Origin of the sequence: Leifsonia poae, assembly GCF_027921845.1 — a bacterium.
GTDB lineage: Bacteria > Actinomycetota > Actinomycetes > Actinomycetales > Microbacteriaceae > Leifsonia > Leifsonia poae.
In genome coordinates this window covers 51,462-76,466 of the sequence record NZ_BSEN01000010.1, presented here as the reverse complement: position 1 = coordinate 76,466, position 25,005 = coordinate 51,462, and the positions used below count along the sequence as shown (strand labels likewise).

The 25,005-nt window shown below is 70.5% G+C and carries 23 protein-coding genes; 18 read left to right on the top strand and 5 right to left on the bottom strand.

Going from position 1 to position 25,005, the window contains the following annotated elements; translation table 11 throughout:
- The first annotated feature begins 91 nt into the window (after nucleotides 1-91).
- On the top strand, nucleotides 92-1,981 hold the full coding sequence (locus PKE84_RS11205; protein ID WP_271177328.1) for an ABC transporter ATP-binding protein: 1,890 nt from the start codon (nucleotides 92-94) through the stop codon (nucleotides 1,979-1,981).
- 130 nt (nucleotides 1,982-2,111) lie between these two features.
- On the top strand, nucleotides 2,112-3,362 hold the full coding sequence (locus tag PKE84_RS11200) for an Nramp family divalent metal transporter (protein ID WP_271177327.1): 1,251 nt from the start codon (nucleotides 2,112-2,114) through the stop codon (nucleotides 3,360-3,362).
- 18 nt (nucleotides 3,363-3,380) lie between these two features.
- On the opposite strand, the gene PKE84_RS11195 is transcribed toward PKE84_RS11200, so the two are convergent.
- A complete protein-coding gene (locus PKE84_RS11195; RefSeq protein ID WP_271177326.1) occupies nucleotides 3,381-4,049 on the bottom strand; it encodes a metal-dependent transcriptional regulator in 669 nt (222 codons plus the stop codon).
- A 121-nt stretch (nucleotides 4,050-4,170) separates the two neighbouring features.
- Here PKE84_RS11195 and PKE84_RS11190 point away from each other — a divergent pair, with 121 nt between their 5' ends.
- The 5 genes from PKE84_RS11190 (at nucleotide 4,171) to PKE84_RS11170 (ending at nucleotide 8,472) form a co-directional block, all read left to right on the top strand.
- Nucleotides 4,171-5,535, top strand: a complete 1,365-nt coding sequence (locus PKE84_RS11190; RefSeq protein ID WP_271177325.1) for a cystathionine beta-synthase — start codon at nucleotides 4,171-4,173, stop codon at nucleotides 5,533-5,535.
- Nucleotides 5,536-5,558: 23 nt separating this feature from the next.
- Nucleotides 5,559-6,713 (top strand): cystathionine gamma-synthase, encoded by a 1,155-nt coding sequence (locus PKE84_RS11185; RefSeq protein ID WP_271177324.1) that lies wholly within the window; start codon nucleotides 5,559-5,561, stop codon nucleotides 6,711-6,713.
- 67 nt (nucleotides 6,714-6,780) lie between these two features.
- A complete protein-coding gene (locus PKE84_RS11180) occupies nucleotides 6,781-7,200 on the top strand; it encodes a VOC family protein (protein WP_271177323.1) in 420 nt (139 codons plus the stop codon).
- On the top strand, nucleotides 7,197-7,883 hold the full coding sequence (locus PKE84_RS11175) for an alpha/beta fold hydrolase (RefSeq protein ID WP_271177322.1): 687 nt from the start codon (nucleotides 7,197-7,199) through the stop codon (nucleotides 7,881-7,883). Before PKE84_RS11180 ends, PKE84_RS11175 begins: the two co-directional genes overlap by 4 nt.
- A 37-nt stretch (nucleotides 7,884-7,920) precedes the next feature.
- On the top strand, nucleotides 7,921-8,472 hold the full coding sequence (locus PKE84_RS11170) for a GNAT family N-acetyltransferase (RefSeq protein ID WP_271177321.1): 552 nt from the start codon (nucleotides 7,921-7,923) through the stop codon (nucleotides 8,470-8,472).
- A gap of 16 nt (nucleotides 8,473-8,488) precedes the next feature.
- Here PKE84_RS11170 and PKE84_RS11165 read toward each other — a convergent pair whose 3' ends face one another.
- The 3 genes from PKE84_RS11165 to PKE84_RS11155 are packed head-to-tail and all read right to left on the bottom strand — an operon-like array spanning nucleotide 8,489 to nucleotide 11,170.
- Nucleotides 8,489-9,475, bottom strand: coding sequence for an acetylxylan esterase (locus tag PKE84_RS11165; protein ID WP_271177320.1), 987 nt, complete (start codon nucleotides 9,473-9,475; stop codon nucleotides 8,489-8,491).
- Between the two features lie 41 nt (nucleotides 9,476-9,516).
- Complete coding sequence (locus PKE84_RS11160; protein WP_271177319.1) at nucleotides 9,517-10,416, bottom strand: ADP-dependent NAD(P)H-hydrate dehydratase; 900 nt, start codon at nucleotides 10,414-10,416, stop codon at nucleotides 9,517-9,519.
- Nucleotides 10,400-11,170 (bottom strand): histidine phosphatase family protein, encoded by a 771-nt coding sequence (locus tag PKE84_RS11155; RefSeq protein WP_271177318.1) that lies wholly within the window; start codon nucleotides 11,168-11,170, stop codon nucleotides 10,400-10,402. Before PKE84_RS11155 ends, PKE84_RS11160 begins: the two co-directional genes overlap by 17 nt.
- A gap of 92 nt (nucleotides 11,171-11,262) precedes the next feature.
- Between PKE84_RS11155 and PKE84_RS11150 the strand changes: the two genes are divergently transcribed.
- From PKE84_RS11150 to PKE84_RS11110, 9 genes are all read left to right on the top strand, one after another.
- Entirely contained in the window at nucleotides 11,263-12,390 is a 1,128-nt protein-coding gene (locus PKE84_RS11150; protein ID WP_271177317.1) for a carboxylate-amine ligase, read from the top strand.
- A gap of 81 nt (nucleotides 12,391-12,471) precedes the next feature.
- Nucleotides 12,472-12,741, top strand: coding sequence for a hypothetical protein (locus PKE84_RS11145; RefSeq protein ID WP_271177316.1), 270 nt, complete (start codon nucleotides 12,472-12,474; stop codon nucleotides 12,739-12,741).
- 45 nt (nucleotides 12,742-12,786) lie between these two features.
- A complete protein-coding gene (locus PKE84_RS11140; protein WP_271177315.1) occupies nucleotides 12,787-13,395 on the top strand; it encodes a hypothetical protein in 609 nt (202 codons plus the stop codon).
- Between the two features lie 5 nt (nucleotides 13,396-13,400).
- Nucleotides 13,401-13,697, top strand: coding sequence for a transcriptional regulator (locus PKE84_RS11135; RefSeq protein WP_271177314.1), 297 nt, complete (start codon nucleotides 13,401-13,403; stop codon nucleotides 13,695-13,697).
- 93 nt (nucleotides 13,698-13,790) lie between these two features.
- Nucleotides 13,791-14,939 carry a DUF998 domain-containing protein gene (locus PKE84_RS11130; RefSeq protein WP_271177313.1) on the top strand — a complete coding sequence of 383 codons (1,149 nt, stop codon included), beginning with the start codon at nucleotides 13,791-13,793 and terminating at the stop codon, nucleotides 14,937-14,939.
- A gap of 118 nt (nucleotides 14,940-15,057) precedes the next feature.
- Entirely contained in the window at nucleotides 15,058-16,335 is a 1,278-nt protein-coding gene (locus PKE84_RS11125) for a bifunctional glycosyltransferase family 2/GtrA family protein (protein ID WP_271177312.1), read from the top strand.
- Nucleotides 16,332-18,479 carry a glycosyltransferase family 39 protein gene (locus PKE84_RS11120; RefSeq protein ID WP_271177311.1) on the top strand — a complete coding sequence of 716 codons (2,148 nt, stop codon included), beginning with the start codon at nucleotides 16,332-16,334 and terminating at the stop codon, nucleotides 18,477-18,479. Before PKE84_RS11125 ends, PKE84_RS11120 begins: the two co-directional genes overlap by 4 nt.
- A 32-nt stretch (nucleotides 18,480-18,511) precedes the next feature.
- Nucleotides 18,512-19,849 carry an APC family permease gene (locus PKE84_RS11115; RefSeq protein WP_271177310.1) on the top strand — a complete coding sequence of 446 codons (1,338 nt, stop codon included), beginning with the start codon at nucleotides 18,512-18,514 and terminating at the stop codon, nucleotides 19,847-19,849.
- A gap of 210 nt (nucleotides 19,850-20,059) precedes the next feature.
- Complete coding sequence (locus tag PKE84_RS11110; protein WP_271177309.1) at nucleotides 20,060-21,046, top strand: LacI family DNA-binding transcriptional regulator; 987 nt, start codon at nucleotides 20,060-20,062, stop codon at nucleotides 21,044-21,046.
- A gap of 67 nt (nucleotides 21,047-21,113) precedes the next feature.
- Here PKE84_RS11110 and soxR read toward each other — a convergent pair whose 3' ends face one another.
- Entirely contained in the window at nucleotides 21,114-21,575 is a 462-nt protein-coding gene (gene soxR, locus PKE84_RS11105) for a redox-sensitive transcriptional activator SoxR (RefSeq protein ID WP_271177308.1), read from the bottom strand.
- Between the two features lie 105 nt (nucleotides 21,576-21,680).
- Here soxR and PKE84_RS11100 point away from each other — a divergent pair, with 105 nt between their 5' ends.
- Complete coding sequence (locus PKE84_RS11100; protein WP_373877139.1) at nucleotides 21,681-23,060, top strand: MFS transporter; 1,380 nt, start codon at nucleotides 21,681-21,683, stop codon at nucleotides 23,058-23,060.
- Between the two features lie 177 nt (nucleotides 23,061-23,237).
- A complete protein-coding gene (locus tag PKE84_RS11095; RefSeq protein WP_271177306.1) occupies nucleotides 23,238-24,998 on the top strand; it encodes a cellulase N-terminal Ig-like domain-containing protein in 1,761 nt (586 codons plus the stop codon).
- The last annotated feature ends 7 nt before the right edge of the window (nucleotides 24,999-25,005 follow it).

The window sequence follows — 25,005 nt, the reverse complement described above, 5'->3', positions numbered from 1 at the left end:
GGATCACACGATGGGACACCGTCGTTTCGCCCGTAGCGGAGCGAATACGGCGTCGCCCACCGGCGTCAGCGGCCGGGGTTACCCTGAACACATGAGCGGGATGCGCGGAGCGGGCGGCGGTGGCGGAGGTCGCGGTCGCGTCAGCGGAGGCGACGTCGCCGCCCAGAAGGCACTCAACGCGACGGCTCCGAAGATCCCGAATCTGCTGCGCCGCATCGGCGGCCTCTTCGCACCGCACCGCACCGCGATCATCGTCACGATGGGTCTCGTGCTGATCGGTGCGGCCCTCTCGGTGGTGCCTCCGCTCCTCACTCAGCGCGCCTTCGACGACGGGCTGTTCCCGAAGACCGGCGGCCCCGACATGCCCGTGCTGATCACCATCGTCATCACGATGATCGTGGTCTTCGTCGGCTCGGCGCTGCTCGGCGTGTGGCAGACGTATCTCACCGCGTCTGTCGGCAACAAGGTGATGGGCGCGTTGCGGGTGCGGCTGTTCTCGCACCTGCAGTCGATGGAGCTGAGCTTCTTCACCAAGACGAAGACGGGCATCATCCAGTCGCGCCTGCAGAACGACGTCGGCGGGGTGGCCAACGTGCTCACCAACACCATGTCGAGCATCCTCGGCAACACGGTCACAGTGATCGCCGCGTTCGTCGCGATGCTGCTGCTCAACTGGCAGCTGACCATCGTGGCGGTGGTGCTCATGCCGATCCTGGTGATCGCCCAGCGCCGGGTCGGACAGGTGCGGGCGCGCATCGCCACGAAGACTCAGGAGTCGCTCTCGGACATGACGGCGATCACGCAGGAGACGCTGAGCGTGTCGGGCATCCTGCTGTCGAAGAGCTTCAACCGGCAGGCCACCGAGGTCGGCCGCTACTCCGACGAGAACCAGAACCAGATCCGCCTGCAGGTGTCGCAGGCGATGAGCGGCCAGTGGTTCTTCGCGATGGTCAACATCTTCCTCTCGTCGATCCCCGCCATCGTCTACCTCGTGTCGGGCTGGCTGATCCTCGGCGGCGCGAACGACATCACGGCCGGAACGATCGTCGCCTTCACGACGGTGCAGGCGCGGCTCCTCTTCCCGTTGCTCGGCCTGATGCGTGTCGCGCTCGACCTGCAGACCTCCGGTGCGCTCTTCGCGCGCATCTTCGAGTACCTCGACCTCAAGCCGGCCATCGCGGACCGCCCCGACGCCGTGCCGGTCGACCCGAACCGCGAGCTCGGGCGCATCGAGTTCGATCACGTGGTCTTCCGCTATCCGGATGCGCGCCCCGAGGAGCGCAACACCCTCGACGACGTCTCGTTCGTGATCGAGCCGGGGGAGTTCGCCGCGTTCGTCGGGCCGTCCGGGGCCGGCAAGACGACGGTGTCCTACCTCATCCCGCGCTTCTACGACGCGACGAGCGGGCGCATCCTGTTCGGCGAGACGGAGATCCGCGCCCTCCAGCAGGAGTCGCTGGTGTCGCACATCGGCGTGGTGTCGCAGGAGACGTACCTGTTCCACGCCACCATCGCCGAGAACCTCCGCTACGCGAAACCGGATGCGACGCAGGCCGAGATCGAGGCGGCGACGCGCAACGCCAACATCCACGACACGATCGCCGGCTTCCCCGACGGCTACGACACGGTGGTGGGGGAGCGCGGCTACCGCCTCTCCGGTGGCGAGAAGCAGCGCATCGCGATCGCGCGCGTGCTGCTGAAGAACCCCGAGGTGCTCATCCTCGACGAGGCGACGAGCGCCCTCGACTCGATCTCGGAGCGCGTGGTGCAGCAGGCGCTCGACACCGCCTCCCGCGGACGCACGACCATCGCGATCGCCCACCGCCTCTCGACCATCGTGGCCGCCGACGTGATCTTCGTGATCGACCACGGCCAGGTGGTGGAGCGCGGGACGCACCGCGAGCTGCTCGGGCTCGACGGCGTCTACTCGCGCCTGTACCGCGAGCAGGTGCAGGGCTCCGAGCCCGCCCTCGACAACTGACGCCCCGATCGAGTCCGGGAGAAATCGCGTTCCGAGGCCACGGATCCTGATTTCTCCCGGACTCGACGGCGGCTGCTGCGGGCGCGTACCAAGTGTTAGGCTCGGCTAACAATTGGATGAGGGGCATCGAATGGCGGTCGAGGTCGCGCGGCGCACGGGTCGGTCGCGCGCGCGCCTGCTCCTGCTGCTCGGACCGGCCTTCGTCGCCGCGATCGCCTACGTCGACCCGGGGAACGTCGCCGCCAATCTCACCGCGGGCGCCCGCTACGGCTACCTGCTGGTCTGGGTGCTGGTCGCCGCGAACGCGATCGCGGTCTTCGTGCAGTACCAATCGGCCAAGCTCGGGATCGTCACCGGCTCGAGCCTTCCGGAGCTGCTCGGTTCCCGGCTCGGCACGGGCACCCGGCGCGCGTTCTGGGCCCAGGCCGAGCTGGTGGCCGCCGCCACGGATCTCGCCGAGGTCATCGGCGGAGCGATCGCGCTCAACCTGCTCTTCGGGCTCCCGCTGCCCCTCGGCGGACTGATCGTCGGGCTGGTGGCCATCGGCATCCTCGCGATCCAGACCAGGCGGGGTCAGCGGCCCTTCGAGATGGTCATCCTGGGGCTCCTCGGCGTGATCGCCATCGGCTTCCTCGCCGGCCTCTTCGTGAGCCCGGTCGACTGGCGGGCGGCGGCGGGAGGCCTCGTGCCGCGGTTCGACGGCGCCCCCACCGTGCTGCTCGCGGCGAGCATGCTCGGCGCGACCGTGATGCCGCACGCGATCTACCTTCACTCGGCGCTCGCCCGCGACCGCCACGGCCACTCGATGTCGCCGGGCACCGTCGGCCGCCTGCTGCGTGCGACCAAGATCGACGTGCTCGCAGCCCTCGCGCTCGCCGGAGCGGTCAACATCGCGATGCTCCTGCTGGCCGCGGCCTCCCTCGGCGGCGTCGCGGGGACGGACACCATCGAGGGGGCGCACGCGGCCATCGGCGACGCGCTCGGACCGGTCATCGCCGCCGTCTTCGCGATCGGCCTGCTCGCCTCCGGGCTCGCCTCGACGTCGGTCGGGAGCTACGCCGGGGCGACGATCATGGCCGGGCTGCTGAAGGTGCGCATCCCGTTGCTGACCCGCCGTATCGTCACGCTCATCCCGGCCATCGTCATCCTCGCGCTGGGCGTCGAGCCCACCTGGGCGCTGGTCGTGAGCCAGGTGTTCCTGAGCCTGGGCATCCCGTTCGCGATGATCCCGCTGCTGCGGCTCACCGGGTCACGTGCGGTGATGGGGGAGAGGGCCGACGGCCGCGGGATGCGCGTGCTCGGCTTCGGGATCGCCACCCTGGTCGTCGTGCTGAACGTGACGCTCGTGGTGCTGACGATCGCGGGCTGGGTCGGCGGCTGACCGCCCGGGCAGGAACGGTCAGGCGCCGGTGACCCAGACGGCGCCGGCGGCGGTCGCACCGAGCACGACCTCGCCGTCGTCGAGCCGCAGCGTCACGTCGCCGGCGAACTCGCGGTGCTCGTCGATGCTCAGCCGGGTGTCGAGCCGGATGCCGCGGTCGGCGAGGTAACGGAGCACGGCCGGGTCGGCATCCGAGATGCGCGAGACCACGAGGGGAACACCTGTTTCCGCAGAGATCAGCGGGCGGGCATCCGGGAGGTGCGGGGTGCCGTCGGCGCTCGGGATGGGGTCGCCGTGCGGGTCGCGTGACGGGAAGCCGAGCCGGCGGTCGATGCGCTCGATGAGGTTGTCGGAGACGGCGTGCTCGAGCACCTCGGCCTCGTCATGCACCTCGTCCCAGCCGTAGCCGAGCTCCTCGACCAGGAACGTCTCGATCAGCCGGTGCCTGCGCACCATCGCGACCGCGTGCCGCCGGCCGGTCGCGGTGAGCTCGATGCCGCCGTACGGCTCGTGCACGAGCATCCCCTGGTCGGCGAGCCGCCGGATGCCGTCGGAGATGGTGGCCGCGCGCACGCCGAGGCGCTCGGCGAGCTGCTTGACCGTGATCGGGGTCTCGGACCATTCCGTCGCCGACCAGATGACCTTCAGATAGTCCTGTGCGACGGTCGAGAGCTCAGACACGGGCATGCGTCGATTCTACGGTGGCGGTCTTCCCGGGCATCCGGCACAGAGGTGGCCGCCCTGCGCACCTGAGCGGCGGCACGTAACCCACTGAGCGAATCACCGCCGCGCTGTTACGGTTGGTCGCGTGGATTACGCAGAGACCATCATCGATTTGGTCGGCAACACTCCCCTCGTCAAGCTCAACAAGGTTGTCGACGGGATCGCGGCGACGGTGCTCGTCAAGCTCGAGTACCTGAACCCCGGAGGTTCATCGAAAGACCGGATCGCGACGCGCATCATCGATGCCGCGGAGCGGGACGGTCTGCTGAAACCCGGCGGGACGATCGTCGAGCCGACGAGCGGCAACACCGGAGTGGGACTGGCACTGGTCGCGCAGCAGCGCGGCTACCGGTGCGTGTTCGTGCTCCCGGACAAGGTCGGCGAGGACAAGCGCAACGTGCTGACCGCCTACGGCGCCGAGATCGTGGTGACCCCGACCTCGGTCGCCCCGGATCACCCCGACTCCTACTACAGCGTCTCCGACCGCCTGGTGACCGAGATCCCCGGCGCGTTCAAGCCCAACCAGTACGCCAACCCCAACGGACCGCGCAGCCACTACGAGACGACCGGTCCCGAGATCTGGCGCGACACCGACCAGCGCATCACGCACCTGGTCGCCGGCGTCGGCACGGGTGGCACCATCAGCGGCACCGGGCGCTTCCTCAAGGAGGCCTCCGACGGGCGGGTGCGCATCATCGGCGCCGACCCGGAAGGCTCCGTCTACTCGGGCGGCACCGGACGGCCGTATCTCGTCGAGGGCGTCGGCGAGGACTTCTGGCCGTCGGCCTACGACCCCAGCGTCGTCGACGAGGTGATCGCCGTCTCGGACGCCGACTCGTTCGCGATGACCCGCCGGCTGGCGCGCGAAGAGGGCATCCTCGTCGGCGGATCGAGCGGCATGGCCGTCGTCGCCGCGCTGCGTGCGGCGGAGTCCCTGACCGCCGACGACATCGTCGTGGTCATCCTGCCCGATGGCGGGCGCGGCTACCTGGGCAAGATCTTCAACGACAAGTGGATGCGCTCCTACGGTTTCAGCGACGTTCCCGACGAGTCGACGGTGCACGACGTCATCCGTACCAAGCGCCGCGACCTGCCCGACCTGGTTCACGCGCATCCGTCGGACACGGTGCGGGACGCCATCCAGATCATGAACACCTACGGGGTGTCGCAGCTGCCGGTGCTGACCGCCGAGCCGCCCGTGGTGATGGGCGAGGTGGCGGGCGCGCTCGACGAGACGTCTCTGGTCGACGCGGTGTTCAGCGGCCGCGCCCAGATGTCGGACGACGTGGGCGCGTTCCTCGGCGAGCCGCTCGACCTGATCGGGATCAACGAGTCGGTCAGCGCCGCGCGTGCCGCACTTGCGACGACGAACGCCCTCCTCGTGACCGAGGATGGCAAGCCGGTCGCGGTGCTCACCCGGCAGGACCTCCTCAACTTCCTCAGCGAATGACCCGCACCACGAGAAAGCAGACGATGAACGACAGCAGTCACGGCTTCAGCACGCGCGCGATCCACGCCGGCCAGGAGTTCGACCCGACCACCGGCGCGATCATCCCGCCGATCTACCAGACCTCGACGTTCGTGCAGGACGGCGTCGGAGGGCTGCGGGGCGGTTACGAGTACGGCCGCGCCGGCAACCCGACCCGCAGCTCCCTCGAGACCCAGCTGGCTGCGCTCGAGGGCGGCAAGCGCGCGCTCTCGTTCGCTTCCGGCCTCGCGGCCGAGGACGCCCTGCTGCGCGCGGTACTGCAGCCCGGCGACCACGTGGTGCTCGGCAACGACGTCTACGGCGGCACGCACCGGCTGATCAACCGGATCCACGGCGCGTGGGGCATCCGGAACACGACGGTGGATCTGACGGACCTCGACGCGGCGCGCGGAGCACTCGGCACGGAACGCACCCGCGTGCTCTGGATCGAGACACCGAGCAACCCGCTGATGAAGATCAGCGACGTCGCCGCCCTCGCGGAGCTCGGCCGGTCGGTCGGCGCTCTCGTCGTCGTCGACAACACCTTCGCGTCGCCCGCACTGCAGCAGCCGCTGGCGCTCGGCGCCGATGTTGTCGTGCACTCCACGACGAAGTACCTCGGCGGTCACACCGACGTGATCGGCGGCGCTCTCGTCATCGATGACGAGCAGCTCGCCGAGAAGGTGCAGTTCATCCAGTTCGCCGCCGGCGCGGTCTCGGCGCCCCTGGATGCGTGGCTGACCACCCGCGGGATCAAAACACTGGATGTGCGGATGCAGCGCCACTCCGAGAACGCGCAGGCCCTGGCCGAGCGCTTGGTCGGCCATGCCGGCATCGACGCGGTCTACTATCCCGGACTGCCGGAGCACCCGGGCCACGAACTCGCCGCGCGTCAGATGAGCCGGTTCGGCGGGATGCTCTCGGTGGCGCTCGCCGGGGGAGCGGCGGCCGCACGCCGGTTCGCGGAGTCGACGGAGATCTTCCAGCTCGCGGAGTCGCTCGGCGGCGTCGAGTCGCTCATCGGCTACCCGTCGGAGATGACGCACGCCTCGGTGCGCGGAACCGAGCTCGAGGTGCCCGACAACGTCATCCGGCTCTCGGTCGGACTCGAGGACGTGGCGGACCTGCTGGCGGACATCGACCAGGCGCTGGCCCGCTAGCTGCTCGTCGCGCCGGCCGGGTGATCCTCGGCGCCCCCGTGTCGCGGGTCCGGGGTATGGTCGCGGCATGGAACAGCGCATCTCACTTGTCACGTTCGGCGTCGACGATCTGGCGCGGGCGCGCGCCTTCTACGAGGACGGCCTCGGCTGGACCCCTGCCGCGGCCCAGGACGGCGTCTGCTTCTATCAGCTGAACGGGATCGGCCTCTCCCTGTTCGGCCGCTCCGATCTCGAGGAGGACGCACGGCATCCGATCGACGGAACCTTCAGCGGCGTGACCATCGCCCTCAATGAGCGGTCCGTCGAGGAGGTCGACGCCGTGTTCGCGCAGGCGGAGGCGGCGGGCGCGCGCATCCTGAAGGCCCCGGAGCGCGTGTTCTGGGGCGGCTACTCCGGCTACTTCGCCGACCTCGACGGCCACGTCTGGGAGGTGGCGTACAACCCGTCGTGGGAGATCGCCGACGACGGCTCGATCGCCATCGCATGAGGTACCTGTTCCTCCCCGGTGCAGGAGGGGCCGGCTGGATCTGGCACCTCGTCGTCGAGGAGTTGCACCGCCGCGGACACGACGCTGTCGCCGTCGACTTCGCGGCCGGTGGGACGAACGGGCTCACCGAGTACACGCGGCAGACGGTCGAGGCCGCGGCCGGTAGCGACGAGGTGGTGCTCGCCTCCCAGTCGATGGGCGCCTTCACCGCCGCGCTCGCCGCGCAGCGGCTCCCCGTGCGGGGTCTGGTGTTCCTCAACGCGATGATCCCCGTGCCGGGCGAGACGGCCGGCGAGTGGTGGGCGGCGACCGGGTATGAGGATGCGGTTCGTCGTAACGACCTCGCGGCGGGGCGGGATCCGGACACCGGCTTCGATCTGGAGACCTACTTCACCCACGACCTCACCGCCGAGCAGCGCGAGGAGCTCAGCCACCACGAGGGCTCGGAGGCGGAGGAAGCCTTCTCGACACCCTGCGACTTCGAGGCGTGGCCGGCAGTGCCGACCAGAGTCATCTCCGGTCGCGACGACCGCTTCTTCCCCTTGGACTTCCAGCGGCGGGTCGCCCGGGAGCGTCTCGGCCTTCCGATCGACGACGTGGACGGTGGGCATCTCGCGAACCTCTCGCATCCGGTGCAGGTCGCCGATCTCGTGCTGTCGCCCGGGCGAACGCTCGACCGCTGAGAATGTTCTTATCGCGCCGACTGAGCAGGGAGCACCGATGACCGACGTCACGACCGAGATCCGCATCCGCAACGCCGTGCCCGCCGATGCTGCAGCGGTGCTCCGGCTGTTCGATGACGCGATCGCCTGGTTCGCCGAGATCGGCAACGATGCGCAGTGGGGGCGCGAGCCGTTCTCGACGCAGCAGCGGCAGGTCGACCGGGTGACGGGCTGGGTGGCGGAGCGGGGAGCGTGGGTGGCGGAGCATCCGGAGGCCGGGGTCGTCGGTGCCCTCATCCTCGGTGACGCGACCGACTATGTGCCGGCGGCGACGGAGCCAGAACTCTACGTGAAGGTGCTGATCGGGTCGCGCGATCCGCGCGCGCGGGGCGTGGGGCGTCGCCTGCTCGCCTTCGCGGACGACGAGGCGCGCGCGGCCGGCGTGGACCTGCTGCGGGTCGACTGCTATGCCGGTGGCAACGGGGACCTCGTGCGCTTCTACGAGTCCTGCGGCTACACACGCACCGACACGTTCACCGTCGGCGAGTGGCCCGGTCAGGTGCTCGCGCGTCGCCTTCCCGCCGAAGCCGGTGCGGCCGGGAACAGGTGAGCGCAGTCGGCCGGGCTCAAGCGCGCATGGCCGCGACCCGGGCGTTGGCCCAGCGCAGCTTCCGCTCCTCCTGGAACAGCTGGCCGCCCTCGTGTCCGTTGAACGGGTACACGATGATCTCCTTCTCGGCGGGATACCTGTTGTGGGCCGCGAAGACGGTCGACGGCGGGACGATCTCGTCCATCAGTGCCACCGAGAAGAGGGCGGGGGCATCGGCGGTCGCGACGAGGTTCACTCCGTCGAAGTTCGAGAGCGTGTCGAGCACATCCTCCACCTCGTCGCGGTGGACGCGCAGGTAGCTCGCGATCTCGCCGAACGGGTTGGCGTCGGTGATCACGATGGCGCGCTCGAAGTGGCAGAGGAACGGCACGTCGGGCATGACACCGGCAAGACCCGGCGTGAGCCCGGCGACGGCCAGGGCGATGCCGCCGCCCTGGCTTCCCCCGCTCGCGAAGACGAGACCGGGGTCGACGAGGTCGAGGGAGCGCACGGCCTCCACCGCGCGAACGCCATCCGTGAAGAGCCGACGGTAGTAGTAGTGGTCGCGGTTGCGGATGCCGCGGGTCATGAACCCCGGATGCGCGGGCCCGGCAGCGCCGTGCAGCTCGTCGGCCGTGTCGCCGATGCTCCAGCCGGAGCCCTGCCCGCGGGTGTCCATCACGAAGTGCGCATAGCCGGCCTGGGCCCACGCCGACGGCTCGCTGGCGAGACCGCGCCCGCCGCCGTAGCCGACGAACTGCACCACGGCGGGGAGTGTGCCCGGCTCGCTGCCGTGCGGCACCCGCAGCCAGCCCCGGATGCGGTCCCCGGCGAAGCCGCTGAATTCGACATCGAACGTGTCGACGAGCACGAATCCGGTGTCGACCGGCGTGAGGGTGACATCGATCGGATGCGCGGCGGCCTCCGCCAGCGTGCGACCCCAGAAGGCGTCGAGGTCGGCCGGGCGTCGCACCTCCGGGGTGTAGGTGCGGAGCTCGTCGAGGGGCAGGTCGAAGAAGGCCAAGGCGTCATCCCATCGCGGTGGTCGGCAATTCTCCGCCGAGCCTATCGCTGCTCGACGGCCGCCAATTCACGCGGCAGGCGGTCGACGATCTCGCCGGCCAGAAAGCCGAGCGTCCCGACCTCTGACGCCAGCGCACGGCCTGCAGCCGCATGCAGAGCGGTTCCCCAGACCGCGGCCTGCACCGGGTCGCACCCTCGGGCGGCGAGTCCGGCGATGGCTCCGGCGAGGGCGTCCCCACTGCCCGAGGTGCCGAGGCCGGGGCCGCCGTCGAGGATGTGGAACAGGCGGCCGTCGGGAGACGCGATGGTGCTGTGACAGCTGACGACGGCGTCGTACCGGCGGGCGATCTCGGTCACGTCGCGGTCGGCGCCGCGCGTGCCCTCCGCATCCCGCGAACGCGGTCGCCCGAGCAGCAGCTCGGCTTCGTCGAGGTTCGGGGTCAGGATGCGCGAGCGGGCGCGAGCCAGGTGCGGACGGCCGGCGATGGCACCGAGCGCGAACGCGTCGAGCACCACGGTCGCACGGGGCGCCACCAGCCCGCCCGCGTCGCGGAGCATCCGTCTGGTCTCCCGGATGTCGTCGAGTCCCGGACCGAGGAGCACGGCGTCGGCGCCGGCGAGATCGCTCTCGGCCCGGCGGACGGACCGGCCGACGACGTGACCGTCCGATGATTCCTCGAGGGGAACGATCCCGCTCTCGGCCACCTCGACGGCGACGGCGGTCGCGACCGATCCGGCCACCGCCAGGGTCAGGCGTCCGGCGCCGACCCGCAGCGCGGCCCTGCCCGCGAGCATCGCGGCGCCCGGCGAGCGGGGAGCGCCGCCGACGACGAGCACCTCGCCGCGCGAACGCTTCGATCCGCTCGGCTCCGGGAGCGGCCAGCGGCGGAGGAACGCGTCGTCCACCTGGATCGCGGTGTGCGAGTCAGTTCGCTTCGACACGGGCGGCTCCCTGATGCTCGGTGGTGGGCAGTCCGGCCTCCTGAAGATGCCGGTCGTCTGAGAAGGTCTCGACCCGCCAGACGGCGGACGCATCGAGCAGCAGCGTCGTGACGGACGCGTTGGCCACGACGCGCGTGAGGAGGAACTCCTCGAGCTCCTGTTCGGTGTATCCGAGCAGGATGTAGCGCACCAGGCTGACCACCGCGTCGTGCGCGAACACGACGAGCGTGCTCCCCGACCGGGTGGGGGCCGGGCCGCCGGGACCCCCATCGACGACGTCGGGACGGGTCGGCGTCAGCGCGTCGCGCAGAAAGGAGCGCAGCCGGAGGGCGACGTCCGTCCACGACTCGCCTCCCGGGGGCCTGTAGTAGAACTTGCCGACCCAGCGACGCCGCGCGGCTTCTGCCGGGAGCCGTGCGTCGACACCTCGGCTGGTGAGAGCGTCGAGGATGCCGAGCTCGCGGTCGCGGAGGCGCTCGTCGATGATCAGCGGCACTTCGGCGCCGAGCGCGAGCTGCGCGGTCTCGATCGCGCGCCGGTACGGCGAGCTCCAGATGCGGGGGCTGTCGTCGACGACGGCGGAGAGTCGCTCCGAGAGGGCCGCCGCCTGCTGTCGTCCCAGGGGTGAGAGGGGCACGTCGGCATCCCGCGTCTCGACCGCGATCGTCTCGAGCCCGGCCGCCTCGGCGGCCGTCGCAGCCACGTTCGCCGTGCTTTCTCCGTGTCGTACCAGAATCACCCTGCTGACCGTCATGGCGGGGAGTGTACGCCCGGCGTTGTCCGGGAAAAGGCCGAGGAAAACGAGGATTGCTTGGCGTTTTCGGGCCGTATGGGCATACTGCTCGCATGAGGACATTCGGCGTCGAGGAGGAACTCCTTCTGGTCGATGCGCGGACGGGGGTTCCGCTGGCGCTGGCCGTCGACGCCCTGAACGCCGTGGGCGAGCAGAACGATGACAGCCCGCAGATCTCGTCGGAGATCAACCAGGAGATGCTGGAGACGCAAAGCCGTCCGCAGACCTCCGCCGCCGCGCTCTTCGCCGACGTGGTCGCCGCCCGCAGCAGCGCTGATGCGCTCGTCGTGCCGATGGGCGCGCGGGCGGTCGCTCTCGCGATGTCGCCCATGCGCTTCCGGCCGCACGCGACCGACGACCTGCGGTACAACGCCATGATGGAGCGCTACGGCGCCACCGCGAGCGGGACCCTCGTCTGCGGCCTGCACGTGCACGTCGGCATCGAGTCGCGCGAGGAGGGCGTTGCCGTGCTCGACCGCATCCGCAACTGGCTGCCCGTGCTCCTGGCGCTCAGCGCGAACTCGCCCTTCGCGAACGGCACGGACACCGGATACGCGAGCTTCCGCTTCACCGCGTGGCATCAGTGGCAGAGCGCCGGCCCCACCGACGTGTTCGGCTCGGTCGAGGCCTACGACGCGTTCGAGGAAATACTCGTGAACACCGGTGTGATCCTCGATGCCGGAATGCTCTACCTGGATGCGCGGCTGTCGCACAAGCAGCCCACGATCGAGATCCGCGTCTCCGACGTCTGCCTCGACGCCAGGGACACCGTGACGCTGGCGGTGCTGGTGCGGGCCCTCGTCGAGACGGCGGTGGAGGAGTGGCGCGCCGGCGTCGAGCCGGTCACTGTGCCGTCGGCCGCGCTGCGGCTCGCGGGATGGCAGGCGGCGCTGACCGGCGTGAACGGGCGGCTGCCGCATCCGGTGCATTGGCGTGAGACGCAGGCCGCGGACGCCGTGGCGACGCTGCTCGACCACGTGCGTCCCGCCCTCGCGGCGAACGGCGACGAGGAAGAGGCGTGCGAGGGCGTGCGCCGCATCATCGCCGGGGGCGGCGGTGCCGGGCGGCAGCGTGAGGCGTTCGCACGTCGCGGCCGCTTGCGCGACGTCGTCGCCGAGGCCGTGACCGTGACGCATGCGACCAGTGGCGCGGTCACCGGCGACGGGCTGTTCGTGGCCTGAGCGCCGCATCCTGCGCGCCCAGGACGTGATGCGGCGACCCGACCGCTTCACGGAGGGGGCGGACACGCATATCCTTGCGCCATGTCGGGCAAGGAGCTGCTCCACCAGCACGCGGTCTACAGCTACGGCGTGCTGCCGCTGACCCTGATGTACAGCCCGACCGCCGCGGCGGCCTGGGAGGTCTACTACGGGGGCGAGTACCTGGGGCTCGTCGAAGAGGTGCGCACGGCGGGAACGGTGTGGCCGCTGTTCCGCGCGCTGCTGCCCGGCGAAGAGGATGGCGGTCAGGGGCAGGAGGTGCGCGACTGGCGTCTCGCGGTGGAGATGCTCGCGACGCAGGCCGGGCTCTGAACAAACTTCTTGCTTGTGCAGACCACTTTGTGTTACAAAGTACACATGAACGAGAAACCCTCCGGCGACGCGCGGGAGATGCTCGACCTCATCGATGGTCAGCAGCGCCGCGTCGACCGTGAAACGCGCCTCCCCGTCGTCTGGCTGTACGCCGTCTGGGCCTTCGCCTGGCTCGTCGGCTTCCTCGCCCTCTACCTCGCTGTGCTGGGGGTCTTCGCCCCGGTGCCGGCGGGGATCGTGTTCGGCGTGCTCATCGTCGGCTCGATCGTCGCATCCGGGATCATCGGGTCGCGCATCGGCCGTGGCCTGCGCGGACAGTCGCAGTTCGCCGGCACCGTCTACGGCATCTCGTGGTCGGTGTGCTCGGTGGCGTTCGCGCTGCTCGGCATCGGCCTCGTCTCCCAGGGGATGTCCGGTGACCTCGCCGGCCTCTTCTTCCCGAGCGCGTACGCACTGATGTGCGGAACCCTCTACCTGGCGGGCGCCGCTCTCTGGCACGACAAAGTGCAGCTCGCCCTCGGTATCGCCCTGCTGGTCGTCGGAGGGCTGGCGCCGTTCCTCGGCCTCGGCCCCAACCTGCTCGTCATGGCGATCGCCGGTCTCGTCATCTACGGCACGGGCGCGATCGTCACGCTGCGCTCCGTGCGGCGGTGACGGGCGTGGACGAACTCGACCCGGTCATCCACGCGGCCGTGCGCCTCAGGATCACGGCCACCCTCGCGACGGTCCCCGGCGATGGGAGCATGTCGTTCCCGCGGCTGCAGGAACTGCTCGACCTCACCGCCGGCAATCTCGCCACCCACCTGCGCAAGCTCGAGGAGGCCGGCTACGTGACGGTCGAGAAGGCGCACCGCGGCCGGGTGCCGGTCACCTATCTCGCGCTGACCACGACCGGCCGGCGCGCGTTCGAGGACTACACGGCGACGCTGCGCAGCATCCTCGACCCGGCCGGCTGACCGCCCTGACCGCCGCTCGGCGAGAGCTGGACACAGTGGGCTGATAGGTTCGCCCCGGGACCGGCCGCCTGCCGCCGGCCGGGAGGAGGAGCGGTGAGCCAGTCGTCGTCGATCGAAGGGGTGCTGCGGCGGCCCGTCGCCACCGCGGAGTCCGTCGAGTCCGTCGCCCTCGTCATCGGTGCTGCCGCATTCGTCGTCGGCGGGCTGGTGACGCTGTTCGTCGCCTGGGGACGCGACCTGCCGATCTCCGGCCGGGGCTCGCTCGGCGAGATCGTCTCATACGGAGGCGCGGCCGTGGCGGTTGTCGTGTTCGTGCTCGGGCGGGTGCTGGTGCGCATCCGGAGCGGGTCGGGCGATCGCCGAGCGGCCATGCTCGAGCTGCACTGGTTCGACATCGCCGCTCTCGCCTTCGCGCACGGGATCATCGCGCTTCTCGGCTGGATCGGCATCGCCGACGTCGTGGAGCGCAGCTTCATCGGCGCCGTGGTGTTCACCATTCCCGCGGCCGTTCTCGCCGGGGTCGCGATGGCGGTGACCGCCTACGTCGTGTTCCTCTCCTCCGTTCAGCTCACGCCGATGCTGCTGTCGTTCGTGCTCGCGCTGTTCCTCGTCGTCGGGGTGTTCGCCAGCATGCTCAGCTCCTCGGATCCCCATTGGTGGCAGAAGAACCTCAGTGCACTCGGGATGACGGACGACGTGTCTGCGTTCGCCTTCAACCTGACGCTGATCGTCGCCGGCGTCATCGTCACCACGATCGCCCACGCGGCGACGGCGCACCTGACCGCGACTACGGCCGCCGAGCAGCGCGGGCGCCGGCTCGTCGGCACGGCACTGGTGCTCATCGGCATCTTCCTCGCCTGCGTCGGGCTGTTCCCGGTCGACCGGTTCTTCGTGCTGCACAACTCCGTGGCGACCGGGATGGCGGCCGTCTTCGGCGCACTCGTGATCGCTCTGCGCTGGCTTATCCCGGCGATGCCGCGGGTCTTCGTGCTGCTGGGGTACGTCTACCTGGGGGTGATCGTGGTGCTCGCGGTGTTCTTCGCCGTCGGGTATTACAACCTCACCGCGGTCGAACTGGTGGCGGCAGTGTTGATCTTCAGCTGGATCATCGTGTTCCTGCGCAACGCGGGTGCGGTGGGCGGTGACGAGCGGGTCGGCACCGCTGCCGGCGCGCGGAGTGACGCCGTGCCCGCCGCCACGCACGCCGAACATCACGCCCAGCTCGCCGGCGCACAGGACTGACCCGACGCGGTCCACGGTGGGACGCCTCTCGGCGCGCATAGGAACTGCGCAGAAAAGGCATGAGCCGCACATAGGGTCACCAAAGGTCACAGGAATGTAACGGCGAAATGGTGGGGGCATGTCGCACCCACCTGGAACCCTCGCACTCGACATCGTCGTGCCTGTCTACAACGAGCAGGCGACGCTCGACCAGTCGATCCGTCAGCTGCACGCCTACCTGAGCGCCCAGATCGAACAGACCTGGCGCATCACCGTCGCGGATAACGCCAGCACCGACGCCACCGCTTCCATCGCGGATGCGCTCGCCGTGCGGCTCCCTCACGTGCACGCCGTGCACCTCGCCCAGAAGGGACGAGGGCGAGCGCTCAAGCACGTGTGGGGGTCGTCGCCCGCGGAGGTCCTCGTCTACCTCGACGAAGACCTCTCCACCGACCTGGCGGCGCTCCCGCCCCTCGTCGCCCCATTGCTCTCCGGCCACTCCGATCTCGCCATCGGCACGCGCCTCGGCCGCAGCGCCCGCGTCACCCGCGGCGGCAAGCGCGAGTTCATCTCGCGCAGCTACAACCTGCTGCTGCGCCGCACGATGGCGGTCAGCTTCAGCGACGCCCAGTGCGGGTTCAAGGCGATCAGGCGGGATGTCGCCGACCGGCTGCTCCCGCTCGTGGAGGACGACGCCTGGTTCTTCGACACCGAGCTGCTGATTCTCGCCGAACGTGCCGGGCTGCGCATCCACGAGATCCCGGTGGACTGGGTGGACGACCCGCAGAGCTCGGTCGACATCGTCTCGACGGCGCGCGAAGACCTCAAGGGGATGCTGCGCGTCGGCACCAACATCGCGCGCGGCCGCATCCCACTGGAGTCGGTGTACGCCGAGCTCGGCAGGCGCCCGTTCGACCCGCCCCGGCCGCCCAGCTTCTTCGGGCAGGTGGTGCGGTTCGGGATCGTCGGGCTGCTGTCGACGGCGGCGTACGCCGTGCTCTACCTGGCTCTGCAGTCCGTGCTCACGGCGCAGGTCGCGAACTTCACCGCACTGCTGCTGACCACGCTCGCCAACACCTGGGCCAACCGCCGGTTCACCTTCGGCGTGCGCGGCCCGGCGGGTGCGATGCGGCACCAGTTCCAGGGCCTGATCGTGTTCGGCATCGCCTGGCTGATGACCAGCGGGTCGCTCGCCGTGCTGCATCTCGCCATGCCCCAGGCCGGCGCCCGGGCCGAGCTGATCGTGCTCACTGTCGCCAACCTGGCGGCGACGCTCGTGCGCTTCCTGCTGCTGCGCCTCTGGGTGTTCCGCAGCCGCCGCGCAGGGCCCGCCGACCCGGCGCGACTCAGCGCGCTCCCCGACCAGCACGACCTCCCCGGCTCCACTGAACTCCGACAGGAAGTGAACGGATCATGACCTCCACAACGCAGGACCGTCCCGCCGTGGACTACTCACCAGCCGCGCATCCGGCCGATCTCGCGCCCCCGCCCTCGCGGCTGCGCGCCGCGGGTCGATGGCTCATCCGGGGCCGTGCCGACTCGGCGGCATGGGAGCGGCCCGCACTGCTCGGCCTGCTCGCCGTCACCGCCTTCCTCTACATCTGGGACCTCGCGGCGAGCGGCTGGGCGAACTCGTTCTACTCGGCCGCGGTGCAGGCGGGCTCCGTCAACTGGGAGGCCTTCTTCTACGGGTCCTCGGATGCCGCGAACTCGATCACCGTCGACAAACCGCCGGCGAGCCTCTGGATCATGGCCCTGTCGGTGCGCCTGTTCGGGCTGAGCTCGTGGAGCATCCTGGTGCCGGAGGCCCTGATGGGCGTCGCGACCGTCGCCATCGTCTACTGCATCGTGCGACGGCACTTCTCGGCGCAGACGGCCCTGCTGGCTGGCGGTGCGCTCGCGATCACGCCCGTCGCGGCGCTGATGTTCCGGTTCAACAACCCGGATGCTCTGCTGGTGCTCCTGCTGACGGCGGCGACGTACTTCACGCTCCGCGGAATCGAGTCGGGCAGGATCCGCTGGGTCATCTGGGCGGGCGTCGCCATCGGCTTCGGCTTCCTCACCAAGCAGCTGCAGGCGTTCCTCATCCTGCCGGTGCTCGCGGGCGTCTACCTCGCGGCGGCGCCGATCTCGTGGAAGAAGCGGTTCGGTCACCTGTTCGCGGCCCTCGGTGCGGTCGTCGTCTCGGCCGGCTGGTGGGTGGCCATCGTGGAACTCGTGCCGGCCTCGATGCGTCCGTACATCGGCGGCTCGCAGACCAACAGCTTCCTCGAGCTCACCTTCGGCTACAACGGGCTCGGGCGCCTCACGGGCAGCGAGACCGGCAGCGTGACCGGAGGCGCGGGCGGGGGAGCGGCGGCCGGCGGCATGTGGGGCGCCACCGGTTTCTTCCGGCTCTTCGAGAACGAGATCGGCGGTCAGATCTCCTGGCTGCTGCCCGCGGCCCTCGTACTCTTCGTCGTCGCTCTGATTCTGGGCAGGACGGCCGCACGCACGGATGCGCGGCGCGCGACCCTGCTGCTGTTCGGCGGCTGGCTCGTGGTCACCGCCGTCGCCTTCAGCTTCATGGCCGGCATCTTCCACGCGTACTACACGGTCGCTCTCGCCCCGGCGCTCGCCGGCGTGGTCGCGATCGGGGCCGGTGCGGTGTGGGCCGCGCGAGAAAAGCTGTGGGTGCGCATCGTCGCCGCGGTCGTGATCCTCGGCACCGCGGCGTGGGCGTGGGTGCTGCTCGACCGGGCGGCGGACTGGCTGCCATGGCTCAAGGTCGTCGTCGCGATCGTCTCGGTGATCGCGGCCACTCTGGTGCTGCTGTCGCCGAAGGGGCGCCTCCTGGTCATCGCGACCATCGCGACGACGCTGACGGGGGCGCTGCTCGCTCCGGCTGCGTACTCGATCCAGACGGTGACGACGGGGCACAGCGGCTCCATCGTGACGGCGGGGCCGACCGTGGCCGGGTCGATGGGAGGCCCGGGTGGCGGATTCGGCGGCCAGGGTCGCGGGCAGGGCGGCCCAGGGGGCACCCCTCCCGCCGGGGCCGGCACGCAGGGTGGCACCGGCACGCAGGGTGGCACCGGTACGCAGGGCGGCTTCGGCGGAACGCCGCCCGGCGGAGCGACGCAGGGCGGGACCGGCGCGGGCACCGGCGCGGGCACCGGCGCCGGAACGGGCACCGCGGCCGGCGGCGCTCAGGGCGGTGCGGGCGGCCTGCTCGGCTCGAGCTCGGTCAGTTCCTCGGTGCAGGCGCTGCTGAAGGCGGACGCGTCGAAGTACACCTGGGTGGCCGCGGCCATCGGGTCCAACTCGGCCGCCGCCTACCAGCTGGCGACGCAGGAGGCCGTGATGCCGATCGGCGGCTTCAACGGCTCCGACCCGTCGCCGACCCTCGCCGAGTTCAAAGCCATGGTCGCGGCCGGTGAGATCCACTACTTCATCGGTGGGAGCGTCGGGCAGGCGAACGGGGGGAGCAGCGCGTCCAGCTCGATCGCGGCCTGGGTGGAGCAGAACTTCACCGCGACGACGGTGGGTGGGGTGACACTCTACGACCTGACCGCGCAGTAGGCGATGTCGGGGGCCCGCGCCATCATGGTGACATGACGGATCGCGGGCCCTCGCTGGCGCATGCCCCGGGGCTGGTCGACGAGCCGGTTCCCCACGGCCACCTCGGGCTCGCGGGCGGCACGGCGCTCTACATCGCGGCCGTGCTCGGAACCGGCGTGCTCGTGCTGCCCGCGCTCGCCGCCGCGGTCGCCGGTCCCGGTTCCATCCTCGCCGTCGCCGCCCTCGCTCTCATCTCGATCCCGCTCGCGTCGACGTTTGCCGCCCTCTCGCGACGGCATCCGGATGCCGGAGGCGTCGCCACCTTCACCCGTCGCGCGTTCGGGCCGACGGCGGCACGTGTGATCGGCTACTGGTTCTTCTTCGGCACCCCCATCGGAGCCCCGATCGCGGCGTTGATGACCGCGCGCTACATCGTGGCGGTGGTCGGTGGCGACGCCCTCACGGCGACCTTGATCGCGATCGGCCTGATGGTGATCCCGGTGATCGTCACGGCGTTCGGGGTGCGCTTCGCCGGCTGGCTGCAGCTCGTGCTCTCGGCGGCGCTCGTGGGCGTACTGGTGTTCGTGCTGGCCGCCGCAGCGCCGCACAGCGATCCGTCGAACCTCCAGCCGCTCCTCCCGCACGGCTGGGAGGGCGTCGGGCTCGCGATGAGCCTCTACATCTGGGCGTTCGCGGGCTGGGAGGCCGTCGCGGGCATCGGCGGAGAGTTCCGCAATCCGCGGCGTGACATCCCGCGGGCGACAGCGCTCGCTCTTCTCATCGTCTCCGCCGCCTACCTCGCCATCCAGACCGTCACGGTGCTGGTGCTCGGATCGACCGCGTCGACGAGCCAGGTGCCGCTGCTCGATCTGGTCGTCGTCTCGACCGGAAAGGGCGGCGGGATCATCGTCGCGGTCATCGCCGCGATCGTGGTGACGGGCGTGTTCAACGCGTACCTGGCCGCGTTCAGCAAGCTCGGCGCAGCGATGGGACGCGACGGCGATCTCCCGCGGTGGTTCGGGCGCGGAGCGGAGAACGGCGGGGTCGCGCGGCGCGGCCTGCTGCTCTCGGCCATCGTCATGGCGGCGTACTCCGTGGTGGTGCTGGCGAGCGGGGACCTTCAGCCGTTCATCCTGATTCACACGAGCATCGCCGCAGCGGTCTACGCGGTCGGTGTCGCGTCGGCGTTGGTGCTGCTGCCGCGCTGGTCGCTCGGCTGGTGGATGGCGCTGCTCTCGTGCGTGTTCGCCGCCGGCCTCCTCGTGCTGGCGGGCTGGCACCTCATCGCGCCGATCGCGCTGGCGCTCGTCGCGGTGCTCGTCGGACTGATCGCCCGCACACGCCGGGTCCGTGCCGCGCGGTCGCGCCGGGTCCGCGCCGCGCGCTCGTAGTTCCGGAACTCCGGCGGCGATCGCCCGCAGAGTTCCGGAGTTGTGCGGGGCGCGCCGATGGTCGGGCGCGATGTTCCGGAATTGTGCTGTCTGATCGATCGATCTGATCGATCCCCGGCATAATAAGGGGAATCAGCCGCCCGGGGGCGTGCGCAACCGATCGGACGGGGTGTCGTGACACACGAACAGCCTCAAGGCAGAGCCGCGAGCATGCGCGATGTCGCGCGCCTCGCGGGGGTGTCGCATCAGACCGTCTCGCGGGTGATCAACGGGCATCCGAGCATCCGGGACACCACCCGCGACCGCGTACTCAGTGCGATGGACGAACTCCGCTACCGGCCGAACCGCGCAGCGCGTGCGCTGGTCACGGCCCGCTCGAACACAATCGGCGTGCTCGCGGCATCGGCGGCGGCGCTCTACGGTCCGGTGTCGAGTATGGGCGCCATCCAGGATGCGGGACGCGAGGCCGGCTACTACGTGACGGTCGCGCACCTCGGCGACCTCTCGGCCGACGGCATCGCGGCCGGGCTCGAACACCTGATCGCGCAGGCCGTCGAGGGCATCATCGTCATCGCGCCGGCCGATCGCGTGCTCGACGAGATCGTCGCCATCGGCGTCGACGTGCCGTACGTCACTCTCCAGGCCGGCACCGCCTACGCGGAGAACGAGCTGTCGGTCGACCAGGTCGCCGGTGCCAGGGCGGCGACGCGGCACCTCATCGATCTCGGCCACACGAACATCGTGCATCTCTCCGGGCCGACCGAATGGATCGAGGCCTTCGCCCGCCTGCGGGGCTACGAACAGGAGATGATCGCCGCCGGACTGCCCGTCCCGGAGGCGCCGCGCGGCGACTGGACCGCGGCCCGCGGGTACGAGGCCGGGCTCGCGCTCCTCGCCGACCCCGCGGTGACCGCGGTGTTCGCTTCGAACGACCAGATGGCGCTCGGCCTCTACCACGCCGCCCATGAGCTCGGCCGGGACATCCCGGGCGACGTCAGCGTCGTGGGCTTCGACGACATCCCCGAGGCCGCGCACTTCTGGCCCCCGCTGACGACCGTGCGGCAGGACTTCACCGAGCTCGCGCGGCGCTGCGTCGCCCGGCTGCTCGCTGAGATCGACGGGCGGACGGAGCCGACCCCCGGCAACATCCAGCCCGAGCTGATCGTGCGGGCGTCGACGCGGGCGCTGCACGCCTAGCCCTCCGCGGACGCTGCACGCCTAGCCCTCCGCTGCCGCTGCCCGCCAGGCCGGCTGACGGCGATACTCATCCGCTCGTGGAGTCGTCGTCCAGCCAGCGCCGCGGCCCGGGACCGTCGGCGCCGAGGACATCCGACGGGTTCTGCAGCACGCACGTGCGCAGGCTCAGACACCCGCATCCGATGCACCCGGTCAGATCGTTGCGCAGATGCTCCAGGTCCCGGATGCGCGCATCCAGCTCGTCGCGCCAGAGCCGGGACAGCCGCGCCCAATCCTTCTTGGTGGGCGTGCGGCCCTCCGGGAGGGAATCGAGCGCCATCCGGATGTCGGCGAGCGGGACGCCCACGCGTTGCGAGACCCGGATGAACGCCACCCGCCGCAGCACATCGCGCCGATAGCGACGTTGATTGCCGGCCGTGCGTTCGCTCGCGATGAGCCCCTGACGCTCGTAGAAGTGCAGCGCCGACACGGCGACGCCGCTGCGGGTGGCGACCTCGCCGACGGTGAGAACGGGCGGCGTCGGAGACATTGACCTCAACCATAGTTGAGGTTCTAGGCTCGCACCATGCCGATTGACGAGACCGAGAGCACCACTGCCAGCGCGAACGTCGCCGGGAGCCTGGATACTGAGAACATGGCGACGCAGACCGGAACAGCACCCGCCGACCTCCCGCCCCCTGGTGGAGTGCTGAACCCGCGTTACCGCTGGGTGAGCATCGGGATGTGCGCCCTCATCATGCTCTCGGCGTTCGAGGCGCTCGCGGTCACGACGATCATGCCGACCGTCAGCCGCGAGCTCGACGGTGCCGGTCTCTACGCGTTCGCGTTCGCCGGCCCGCTCGCGGTGAGTGTCGTCGGCATGGTGCTCGCCGGCGCCTGGTCGGATCGCGGGAATCCCCGCAACGCGCTGTTCGCGTCCGTCGGCCTGTTCGTGATAGGCCTGCTGATCGCGGGCACGGCGACCAGCATGGGCGCCTTCGTCGCCGGCCGCCTCGTGCACGGCTTCGGCGGGGGAGCGCTGACCGTCGCGCTCTATGTGATCGTCGCCCGCGTGTACCCGCCGGTGCTGCACGCCCGGATCTTCGCCGGCTTCGCGGCGGCCTGGGTCATCCCGTCGCTGATCGGACCGGTGATCGCCGGACTGCTGTCGGACACGGTCGGCTGGCGCTGGGTGTTCCTCGGTGTCGTCGCACTCGTGGTGCTCGCGATGCTGATGGTGGTGCCGGCGATGCGGGGCGTGCACGCGCCCGACGCGACCAGCGAGCGGCCTCCGTGGGACATCCGGAGGATCGGCTGGGCCGTGCTCGTCGCGGTCGCCGTGCTCGTACTGAACCTCGCCGCCGACGTGCAGGGAGCGGTGCAGTGGATCGCGCCGGTGCTCGGCATCGCCGTCGCCCTGTTCGCGCTCCGCCCCCTCTTGCCGAAGGGGACGCTGCGGGCTGCGCGCGGGCTGCCGAGCGTCATCCTGCTGCGCTCGATCGTCGCCGGTACCTTCTTCGCGTCGGAGGTGTACGTGCCGTACCTGCTGGTGAGTCAGCATCAGGTGAGCCCGACGCTCGCCGGTCTGGCGCTGACCGCGGCCGGTCTGAGCTGGTCGGCCGCGTCGTGGGTGCAGGGGCGGTACCCGCAGATCACGCACCGCGTCACGGCGCTCGCCGGGGCGATCGGTCTCAGTATCGCTGTCGCGTCGCTGCTGGCGACGGCGATCCTCGATCTCGCGCCGGCGGTGGTCATCGTCGGCTGGGCCTTCGCAGGCGCCGGGATGGGCATCGTCTATCCGCGGCTCGGTGTGCTGACGCTCGAGTACTCGACGATCGAGAACCAGGGCTTCAACAGCTCGGCGCTGTCGATCGCGGATGCCATCGGCTCGGCGATCGCGCTGGCCGTGGCGGCGATCGTGTTCTCGGCGCTGGGGCCGCTCGGCGGTGGCTGGCCGTTCGCCGGCGCCTTCGCGCTGGCGGCGGTGCTCTGCGTCGCGGCGTTCGGCGCGGGGCCGCGCATCCTCCGCCGCTGAGCGGGACCGGGCGGCGGCGCAGGTCCGCCGCCCGCACAGACTCGCCGCGCCGACGGAGGTCCGGCTCCCGATTCACGGGACTCGAGCGACAGCCGACCGTCGGCGCGGCGATACATCCGGCACGAGGACGACCGCCGCTGGTACCGTAATGGTCTGCGTGGTATACGAATTGTCTTGATGCCGGGAGGGCTCGTGGAATCGGTCGGACGACGTGCGACGGTGCTGGTCGATCATCTGGGCTACGACGCACGGTCTCCGAAGGCCGCGGTGATCGCGACCGCGGGCGCCCACGTCGCATCCGTTGCCGTGGAGCCCGAGCGCGGCGACGCCGTCGCGGTCGACCTCCCGCTCGGCACGCCCGCGCGGGTCGACGCCTGGTCGACCGCGGTCTTCCAGCGTGTCGATCTCACCGGGCTCACCGAGCCCGGCCGTTACCGGCTGGTCGCGCAGGTCGACGGAACCCGCGTGGCGAGCGAGGTGTTCGAGGTCGGCGAACACCGCATCCCGTCGCTCGTCGTCTCGGATGTCACCGCCTACTTCCGGTCGCAGCGGTCGAGCGGCGAGATCGAGCGCAAAGACGCGGCAGCGCGGTTCTATGGCGACGACTCCGGTCGCACCGTCGATGCGCGTGGAGGGTGGCTCGATGCCTCGGGCGACTACAGCAAGTTCCTGAGCCACCTCACGTATACCCGCACGATGAGCCCGCAGCAGATCCCGCTGTGCGCGTGGGCGCTGCTCACGGCCGGCGATGAGCTGCGGCGCGCGCATCCGGATTTCGAGACCAGCCAGTATCCCCGGCTGCGCGATGAGGGACTGTTCGGTGCCGACTTCCTGGTGCGCTTCCAAGCTCCGGAAGGCTACTTCTACACCGGCATCTTCGACGCGCTCACCAAGGACCTCGACGAACGCGTGATCAATGCACCGCTGCAGGACAGCGTGCGCACCCAGCGCTGGCAGGCGGCGTACCGGCACGGTGGCGGGCTCGCGATCGCGGCACTCGCACTCGCCTCGACAGCGGATGCGCGGGGGGACTTCGACGCGGAGGCCTACCTGGCCGCAGCAATCCGCGGGTTCGACCACCTGGAGGAGCACAACACGGAGTACCTCTTCGACGGCGAAGAGACGGTGCTCGACGACTACTGCGCCCTGATCGCGGCGGCCGAGCTCGTGCGAGCGAGCCGGATCGCCGGTGCCGACGTCACGCGGTTCGCCGCAGCGGCTCAGCGCAGGGCTCGCGCCCTCGCGGCCCGAGTGCGGCACGACGCAGCGGACGCCGCCTTCCTCGTGGCCGACAGCGAAGGCAGGCCGTTCTTCCACGCGGCTGAGCCCGGGCTCCCGATCGTCGCGCTGCTGCGGTGGGCGGACGTGCTCGACGAGGGCGGCATCGCCGATCGCGTGGACGACGCCCGATCGGCACGGGCGACGGCGATCACCCTGGTGGAGGGCATCCTCGCCCGCACCGACGCCGTCGACAATCCGTTCGGCTACCCGCGCCAGCTCGTGCAGCCGGTCGGTGGCGCAGCGCACGATTCGTTCTTCTTCCCGCACGACAACGAGACCGGGTACTGGTGGCAGGGGGAGAACGCGGGCATCTCGTCAATCGCCTTCGCCGCGAGCCGATCAGCGCTCCTCGACGACTGCCCGGAGGGGACACGGGACAGGCTCGCCCGGCTGAGCGCAGACATCACGGCCTGGGTCGGCGGCCTGAACCCGTTCGACGTCTGCATGCTGCAGGGTCGCGGACGTGCCAACGTCGAGTACTCCGGCGTCTACCAGAACAGTCCGGGCGGCATCGTCAACGGCATCACGAGCGGATGGGGCGAGGAACGCGGTATCGCGTTCCTGCCGGCGGACGCGCCGGACGGCAACGAGTGGCGCTGGGCCGAGCAGTGGATCCCGCACTCGGCGTGGTTCCTGCTGGCCGTCTGCGCGGGCTGACGTCCGG